The organism is Leucobacter soli, from assembly GCF_042659205.1.
In the GTDB taxonomy this organism is placed as follows: Bacteria; Actinomycetota; Actinomycetes; order Actinomycetales; family Microbacteriaceae; genus Leucobacter; species Leucobacter soli.
Genome location: NZ_JBHSRW010000103.1, coordinates 1 through 8,215, shown reverse-complemented (window position 1 = coordinate 8,215; position 8,215 = coordinate 1). Strand labels below are relative to the sequence as shown.

General features: G+C 68.9%; 8 protein-coding genes. 2 read left to right on the top strand and 6 right to left on the bottom strand.

The window, feature by feature from the left end; all coding sequences use genetic code 11:
• Positions 1-97: 97 nt before the first annotated feature.
• Positions 98-1,267 carry an ABC transporter permease gene (locus tag ACFPZL_RS07850; protein ID WP_218114019.1) on the top strand — a complete coding sequence of 390 codons (1,170 nt, stop codon included), beginning with the start codon at positions 98-100 and terminating at the stop codon, positions 1,265-1,267.
• Between the two features lie 15 nt (positions 1,268-1,282).
• On the opposite strand, the gene ACFPZL_RS07845 is transcribed toward ACFPZL_RS07850, so the two are convergent.
• Positions 1,283-1,807, bottom strand: coding sequence for a flavin reductase family protein (locus ACFPZL_RS07845; RefSeq protein WP_218114018.1), 525 nt, complete (start codon positions 1,805-1,807; stop codon positions 1,283-1,285).
• A 24-nt stretch (positions 1,808-1,831) separates the two neighbouring features.
• On the bottom strand, positions 1,832-3,391 hold the full coding sequence (locus tag ACFPZL_RS07840) for a 4-hydroxyphenylacetate 3-hydroxylase N-terminal domain-containing protein (protein WP_218114017.1): 1,560 nt from the start codon (positions 3,389-3,391) through the stop codon (positions 1,832-1,834).
• Between the two features lie 193 nt (positions 3,392-3,584).
• On the opposite strand from ACFPZL_RS07840, the gene ACFPZL_RS07835 reads away from it, so the two are divergent.
• Entirely contained in the window at positions 3,585-4,157 is a 573-nt protein-coding gene (locus tag ACFPZL_RS07835; RefSeq protein ID WP_218114016.1) for a TetR/AcrR family transcriptional regulator, read from the top strand.
• A 16-nt stretch (positions 4,158-4,173) separates the two neighbouring features.
• Here ACFPZL_RS07835 and ACFPZL_RS07830 read toward each other — a convergent pair whose 3' ends face one another.
• From ACFPZL_RS07830 to ACFPZL_RS07815, 4 genes are all read right to left on the bottom strand, one after another.
• The gene (locus ACFPZL_RS07830) at positions 4,174-4,563 is read right to left on the bottom strand and encodes a RidA family protein (protein WP_218114015.1); all 390 of its coding nucleotides are present in this window, start codon (positions 4,561-4,563) and stop codon (positions 4,174-4,176) included.
• A gap of 58 nt (positions 4,564-4,621) precedes the next feature.
• Positions 4,622-6,268 (bottom strand): ABC transporter ATP-binding protein, encoded by a 1,647-nt coding sequence (locus ACFPZL_RS07825; protein WP_218114014.1) that lies wholly within the window; start codon positions 6,266-6,268, stop codon positions 4,622-4,624.
• Positions 6,268-7,566 (bottom strand): acyl-CoA dehydrogenase family protein, encoded by a 1,299-nt coding sequence (locus tag ACFPZL_RS07820; RefSeq protein WP_218114013.1) that lies wholly within the window; start codon positions 7,564-7,566, stop codon positions 6,268-6,270. The genes ACFPZL_RS07825 and ACFPZL_RS07820 overlap by 1 nt, the downstream gene beginning before the upstream one ends.
• A gap of 106 nt (positions 7,567-7,672) precedes the next feature.
• A partial coding sequence (locus ACFPZL_RS07815; RefSeq protein WP_382335037.1) for a proline racemase family protein occupies positions 7,673-8,215 on the bottom strand: 543 nt, incomplete at its 5' end.

The window sequence follows — 8,215 nt, the reverse complement described above, 5'->3', positions numbered from 1 at the left end:
CGCTCGAGCAGGCCTTCGTGCAGCTCGCGCACCGCGCCGTGGATCCGCCGACGCCTGCGCCCGATACCCCGACGCCCGCGAACCCGGAGGTGGCACCGTGACCGAGACGATCTCCTCGTTCGACGCACCGGCGGCGGTGCGCGCCCCCGGCTTCTGGCGCGGAGCCGGCAGCATCGCCGCGCTCGAGCTGCGCCAGCGGCTGCGCTCCCGCACCCTCTGGGTGCTCGCCATCGTATGGTTCGCGATCATCGGGGCCGTGACGGTCGCCATGTGGGCCACGCTCTCGCTCTCCTCGACCATCTACGACGAGGAGTTCGACGCCTACCCGCTCTTCTCGATCATCGTCTACTTCGTACTGCTCTTCGGCACGCTCGTGGCCCCCGCGATCTCCGCGGGATCGATCAGCTCGGAGCGCACCGGCGGCACGCTTGCCACGACGCAGGTCACGCTGGTCGGCACGTCGTCGATTCTGTTCGGCAAGGCTCTCGCGGCGTGGGCGACGGGGCTCGCCTTCCTCGTCGTCGCCTCGCCCTTCGTCATCCTGAGCCTGGTCCTCGCCCGGACGGGGCCGCTGCAGCTGCTCACGGCCGTGCTCGCCCTCGCCCTGCAGATCGGTCTCTTCACGGCATTCGGCGTCGGTCTCTCGGCGATGATCTCCTCGCCGCTCTTCGCGATCGTCACCGCATATCTGCTCGTCGCACTGCTCTCCATCGGCACGCTCATCGCGTTCGGGCTCTCGCTCGGCGTCGCGACCCGCTACACCGAGGTCGAGTACCGCACCTTCTCGCAGGAGTACTGGGATGCGTACTGGGCGTGCGACCCCGATGGCGAGGGCGCCGGCGTCGAGGTCCTCGCCTGCCAGGAGGCCGTGCCGGTCGAATGCGTCACCGAGACGATGGTCGCCAGCTCCACGCCGACGGACCGCTTCTGGTGGATCCTCGCGATGAACCCCTACGTGATCGTCGCCGACATGGTGTCCGTGCGCGTCGACGACGAGCGAGGCCCCGAGGATCTGTTCAGCATGGTCTCCTACGGCGTGCGGACGCTGCAGACCGCGGACGTCGACACCTACGAGTACGACGACTGCCCCACTCGTCCGCCGTACGTCTCGAACGATTCGGGGCAGGATCCGCTCGCCGGCACCATCCCGGTCTGGTGGATCGGCCTCGGGCTGCAAGTCCTGATCGCCGGCGGCCTCTTGTGGGGCGGCTACCGGCGCCTCGACACCCCGGCGGCGAAGCTGCCCAAGGGGTCGCGGGTGGCCTGATTCTCCGGCAACCGCTCAGGCGAAGGCGCGCTCCTCGATCGGGCTCACCGTGCCGAAGCGGCGGTTGTGGTAGAGCAGCGGCTCCTGCTCGTCGCCGACGCGACCACCGACGATCTCGAGCACCACGATCGCGTTCTCGCCCTGGTCGTACACGTTGACGATCTCGGTCATCAGCGTGACGCCCGCGGCGGGCAGCACCGGCACACCGCCGTCGAGCTGCCAGTGATCCCCGACGAAGCGCTGCTCGAACGGACCCGCGAACAGGCTGCCGAGCTCGGCGGACTCGGCACCCAGGAAGTTCACCGCCACACGGTTCCCGACGAATGCGGCCCGGTAGCCGTTCGTCTTCTTGATCACGTTGAACGTCGCGCGCGCCGGAACCGCGGACAGCGACGCCAGCGACGTCGCAGTGAAGCCGATGGGTTCCCCGGTCGGATCGATCGAGGTCAGGACGACCACGCCGCCGGCATGCCGGCGGAAGGTCGTGCGGAACAGGTCGAGCAGCGCATCATCTGCCTGGGCGATGTCGTTTTCAGCCATGATCTCATTCTCCTATCGACGGGGTCACTTGTTGCGCAGAGCGATGAAGTTGACGTCATCCGGCGTCACGAAGCGCGAGTTCGTCCAGCCCTTCAGGTCGTACTCGCTCATGCACTGCTCCACCAGATCGCGGGCGTAGTCGAGGGTGCCGTCGACCGCCGAGAGCTGCGAGATGGCGAGGTGGTTGGTCTCGGGCTGGCCGAAGTAGTTCAGCTCGTACAGCTCGTGGCGGGCGCCGAACTCGCTGCCGATCGCGTCCCACAGCAGCTTCATCGTCTTCGAGCGGTCGAGGGCCGTCTTGCCGTTCGATCCGCGCAGGTAGCGGTCGAGGAACGGCCGGATCTCGGGCGTCTCGAAGTCGACGGCGTTCGAGTTGAGATAGATGAGGCCGGAGGCCACGATCGTCTCGATGATCTCGCGGATCCGCCGGTACATTCCGGGCGCCATCGCCGCGTAGGCGAAGCCGTACGCGGTGCCCGGGATCACCGAGCCCTCGGTCCATCCGGGTTCCGCGCTCTCGATCATCCCGTCGCGGATCGCGTGGACCGCATGCCGGTACGAGATGATCTCGCCGAGGCCCGCCTGCACGCCGCGGAAGCCGCCCGAGCCCGTGATCTCGAGCGCCTTCGACACCGCGCCGACGAGGAAGTCGAGCTTGACGCCCATCCGGGTCGAGGCCTGGAAGATGGCGCGGGAGAGCCAGCCCGAGGCGTCCTCGAACTCGTTGATCCGATCCACGTCGTAGACGAGCACGTTCTCCCACGGGATCAGCGCCTCGTCGAACACCAGCACGGTGTCGTTCTCGTCGAGGCGCGAGCTCAGCGGGTAGTCGAACGGGCTCGCCGCCCGGGCCGCGACGTTCTCGTATGAGGCGCGGCTGATCATGCTGATGCCCGGGCCCGAGACCGGGGCGATGAACGTCAGCGCCATGCTCTTGTCGGTGACGGGCGGCCCGCCGCTCTTCGAGATGTAGACGTACTGCGTCGTCGGCGAACCGGTCGCGACGACCTTCGCTCCGCTCACGATCAGGCCGTTGTCGGTCTCGCGATCCACGTGGACGAAGACGTCCTTGGTCTCGGAGATCGGCTTGGAGCGGTCGACCGGCGGGTTCACGATCGCGTGCCCGATGTGCAGCACGCGCTCCTGCACCTCCTTGTACCAGAACCGGGCGTTGTCGGCGTATTCGCCGAAGTACTCCGGGTTGTCGCCGAGCGTCGTGATGAGGGAGGCCTTGTAGTCGGGCGTGCGGCCCATCCATCCGAAGACCCGTTCCTGCCAGCAGGTGATCGCGTTCCGGCTCGCGCGGAGATCGTCCTGGCTCCGGGCGACCTTGAAGAAGGGGTGGGTCGTGCCGCCGCTGCCGGTGTCTGTCGGCGCGTTCATCACGTCGAAGGTCTCGGGCGCATGCATCATGTCGTAGAGCTCGGCGAGCGACCGCGCCGAGTTCCGGAAGCCGGGGTGCGTGGTGACGTCGTCGACGCGCTCCCCATAGCTCCAGACGCTGCGGCCGTCCCGCAGGCTCTCCAGGAACTCGTCCCCCGACTGCACGCGGGATCCCGCCTTCACTGCTGCTGTCTCGGTCATCTTCTGTCTCTTCCTTCTCTCGGCGCCATCACCTCGGACACGGAACCCCGTCGAACCCATGCGGATGGAGAAAAAATTTACGTACGGTTGTACACGTTTTGATGATAATCACATTTTCCGCGTATCGCAAGATGCTCGAGGCGTTCAGTAAAGTGAACTCGTTGCGCGGCGATCACTGACTAGGGTGGATCGCATGAGCACCCCCGTCCGGCCCGCCCGTCCGGCGAGAACCCGGTCCAAGAACGACCCCCACCGGCGGCAGCGCATCATCGATGCGACGGCCCGCATCATCGGACGGGAGGGCATCGGAGCGGTCACGTTCCGAGCGGTCGCCTCCGAGGCGGGGGTACCGCTCGGGTCGACGACGTACTACTTCACCGACAAGGACGACCTGCTCGTCTCGACCATCTCGTCGCTGCGGGCCAAGAGCGACGCGCATTTCGAGGAGTCGCTCGCGGCGAACGTGCCGGAGCACGGCGTCGCCGGCGGCATCGCACGGATGATGGAGGAAGTCACGACCGACTGGCGGGAGTCGCTGTTCGAGGGCTACGGAGTGTACGTCAGCACCTTCTCGCAGCAGAACCTGCGCTCCGTGGTCGCGAACTGGACGATGGAGCAGCTCATCAGCCGGTACTGCCCGCCCAGGGCCGCACGATCGATCGCGTTCCTGCTCGAGGGCATGCTCACCCAGGTCGTCCTCGGTCAGGCGGAGATCACCGCCGAGGAGGTCGAACCCGCCGTCAGCCGGCTCATCGAGCTCGGCTGACGGACCGGGCCGCTCTCTAGCCGCGCACCGCGAACGCCGTCATCTCGACCTTCAGGCCGGGCGGCGTGAGTCCGGCGACGGCGACGGTCGCGCGTCCCGGGCCGCGCCCCTGGTAGAACTCGCCCCAGACCTTCGCCACACCGGGGAACTCCTCGATATCGGTGACGTAGACGGTGATCGTCAGGACCTTGTCGAGCCCGCTCCCGACCTTCTCGAGCTCCGTCTTGAAGTTGCTCAGCACCTGCCGGGTCTGCTCCTCGATCGTGCCGAGGTTCATCGTGCCGTCCTCCTGCTGCGGGACCTGCGTCATCACGACCAGGTTGCCGGAGGCCGCGCCCTGCGACAGCGGCAGGTTCAGCTCCTCCTTGCCGGGGATGGGGAACCATTCGACGTCGTTCGTCACCATTTCTTCTTCCTTCTCTTTCGTGGTTCTGAGGGCCTCGGACGCACGGCGTTCCGCCGGCTCAGACCCAGCGCTCCTCGCGCACGGCCTGGATCGAAAGCGTGTTGCCGACGAGCTGCCGGGTGTACTCGTGCTCCGGGCGGTGCAGCACCTGATGCGCTTCCCCCTCCTCGACGATGCTCCCGTGCTGCATCACCATGATGCGGTCGGCGAGCTCGCTCACGACCGCGAGGTTGTGGGTCACGAACACCATCGAGAGATGCTCCTCCGACTGCAGGCGCCGCAGGAGCTCGAGGATCTGATCCTGCACGATCACGTCGAGTGCGCTCGTGACCTCATCGCAGATCAGCACCTTCGGCTTCGCCACCAGCGCACGGGCGATCGACGCGCGCTGCCGTTCGCCGCCCGAGAGCTGCCAGGGCAGCGCCACCGCATGGCGATCCTCGAGGCCGACCTTGTCGAGCACCTCGCGGATGTCGTCCTCCCGCGTCCGCCTGGCTCCGCCCACGGCCGCGTGGACGAGCCCGACCGACTCGGCGACCGTGCGCCGCGGGTTCAGGGAGGTGTGGGGGCTCTGGAAGATGTACTGCATCTCGCGGCGCGCCGCGAGCGGTCGCCGGATCGCGCGGTTCGGGATCTCCTGGCCCTCGAGGGCCACCGAGCCGCTGTAGTCGGCGTGCAGGCCGATCAGCGCCTTGGAGAGGGTGCTCTTCCCCGATCCCGACTCCCCCACCAGCGCCAGGCACTCGCCCCGGTGCAGATCGAAGTCGATGTCGCGGATCACGGTGCGCGAACCGTAGCGCGCGCTGAGCCCGCGGACCGACAGCGCCGCGGACGGATCGATCGGCCGGCGCTCCGCGGAGTCGGTCGCATCGCCGACCACCAGATCGGGCGCCGCGGCGATCAGCTCGCGCGTGTACTCGGCCTTCGGCGAGCAGAAGATGTCCCGCGCCGGGGCGCGCTCGACGACACGGCCGAAGCGCATCACCATCACCGTGTCCGCGATGTCGGCGACGACCGCGAGGTCGTGGGTCACGTAGAGCGCCGCGATCTCGTGACGAGTGCAGAGATCGCGCACCAGGCGCAGGATCTTCTCCTGGCTGGTGACGTCGAGACCGGTGGTCGGCTCGTCGAGCACGATGAGCGGCGGCTTCAGCAGCAGCGCCACCGCGATCGCGACCCGCTGCAGCTGCCCGCCCGAGAGCTGGTGCGGGTAGCGGTTCTGGAACTCGCGATCGGCCGGCAGCGCGACCTCGTCGAAGACCTCGTCGATGCGGGCGCCGAGCTCCTCGGTCGAGGCCTCCCGGTCGTGCACGCGCATGAAGGCGAGGAGCTGCTTGCGGATCCTGAGGGCCGGGTTGAAGGCCGCGCTCGGATCCTGCGAGACGTAGGAGACGCGATGGCCGCGCAGTTCGCGGAGGGCGGACTCCTCTGCGCCGACGAGCTCCCGACCGTCGAGCCGCACCGAGCCCGCGGTCACGCGGGCTCCGTCCCGCACGTAGCCGAGCAGGGTCATGCCGACCGTCGTCTTCCCGCTGCCGGACTCGCCCACGACCCCGAGGATCTCGCCCGGTCTGATCGAGAACTCCACATCCTCCACGATCGTGCGGCCCGAGGCGATACCGACCCGCAGCCCGGACACCTCGACGATGGGATCGGGGCCGGCCGCCCCGCCGTCGAGGCCCGGCTGCGGCTCGGTGGCGACCATCACAGCTCTCCCCGCGCGCGGAGGAACGCCGTCGCCGTCGGGGCGGCCACGAACTCCCACTGGTCGGTGCGCGTGCGCGTCGCGATCATGTCGCGGAAGTAGCGCTGCAGCGTCTCGCCATCGGCCGAGTAGCGGGATCCGGCCGTGCGGAAGAGCATCTCGACGGCCTCCCAGATCAGCTCCTCGACCACGAAGTAGCTGCCGCTCAGTCGCGTCGACCTCGACATCGTGAAGGGCTCCACGCCCTCGACGAGTCGCGCGGCGTGCGCGCCGTAGAGCTGGCCGCCGCGGGCCAGGATCGCGGCCGCCGCATCGATCCGGCTCAGCGCGAGGCCGAGGTTCCGCTGCCAGTCGGCGTACTCGGCTCGGGTGCTGCCGTCGCGCACGTACGGGTGGGCGGCCGTCAGGATGATCCGCTCGTACTCGTCGGCCATCGCGTAGCCGAGCCCCACCGAGGTCGCGGCGACCTCGCCCTCGGCGAACGCCGTGAACGTGCCGGAGTAGAGCGGGTTGCCGTGGATCCGGAAGCCGACCGTCGGCTCCGAGAGCTCGTGCGCCCAATCCTGACGCACGATCAGGTGGTCCGGCACGAACGCGTCGTCGATCCGGATGCTATTGGATCCGCTGCCTCGCATGCCCATTATGCGCCCCCAATCGGGGAGCACCTCGAAGTCGGCGCGCGGGATCACCGCCCAGTGGCGGACCGTGCCGCCCTCGCCGTCGGGGAGCAGCAGCGTCGGCATGAAGTGGGTCGAGTACGGGGCGCCGGAGCTGTAGCGCCAGGTGCCGCTCACACGCCATCCGCCGTCCACTCGGGTCAGCTCGGCGTCGGGACCGCCGCCGCTCGCCGGCGAGATCATGTAGCCGTGCAGGCCGAAGACCTCCCGCTGCGCGTCCTCCGGCCAGTAGGAGCCCAGCGTCAGGGAGTGCCCGGCCGCGAGCGAGAGGCACCAGCCGGTCGACGGGCAACCGCGCGACACCTCCGCGATCACCTGGTAGAAGGCGCTCACCGTCAGCTCCGAACCGCCGAACTTCAGCGGCATGAGCATCCGGTAGAAGCCGTGCTCGAGGAAGAACTCGTGCACCTGCTCCGAGTACACGCCGCGCCGCTCGGTCTCGGCCTGATCGGCGCGCAGCACCGGGCGGATCTCCCGGGCCCGCTCGAGGAGACCCTCGAGGATGCCCTGCACGCGCGGATCGATCTCCACCGCCAGCGCGACGGAGCCGTGCCCGTCGAGCCCCGGCTCCCGGATCTCCGTCGCCGCGCGGCCTTCGCGCGAGGCTCGACTCTCATCCACTATTGCTCGTGACACCGTTGCCCTCTGTCCTTCATCCTTCGTTGAATCTGTATGCGCGGCGACTGCGGCGCCGATGATCGATGCCGGTCCATCCGACCGCCGCGCGTCACACCGCGAACCCCGCCGCGAACGGATCGGCCGCGTCGAACTCGTAGGCCGCCACACCGGTGACGAAGCCGCGGCCGCGGATCAGTGCCGAGACCCGGCCGTCTTCCGCGCGATCGTCGTCGCCATCATCCGCCCCATCGGCTGCTGCGGGAGCGATCGACGCATCGAAGCGCTCTCCGCTCACGCCTTCGATCGCCAGCCACTGCCCCGGCTGCAGCAGTCGGTCCGTCGCCCGCAGCGCGATCAGCGCCGAGACGGCGGTGCCGCAGGGCGATCGGTCGATCGAGCGCTCGCCGAACCCGACGAAAGTGCGGACCTCGCAGTCCTCCCGGGCGGGCCGCCCGACGATGGCGATGGGCGAACCGGCGAGATGTCGGGCGGCCTCGTCTGCGGCGGCGCCCAGTTCCGCGGGGCTGCCGCGGAGCCAGGCGAGCACCTCCGCGCGCAGGCCGCGCACGAGTGCGAGCAGGTCCTCCGAGTCCGTCGTCGCGATCTCGACGCCGAGCCCGGCCTCGTCGACCAGGAGCACCCAGGTGGAGCC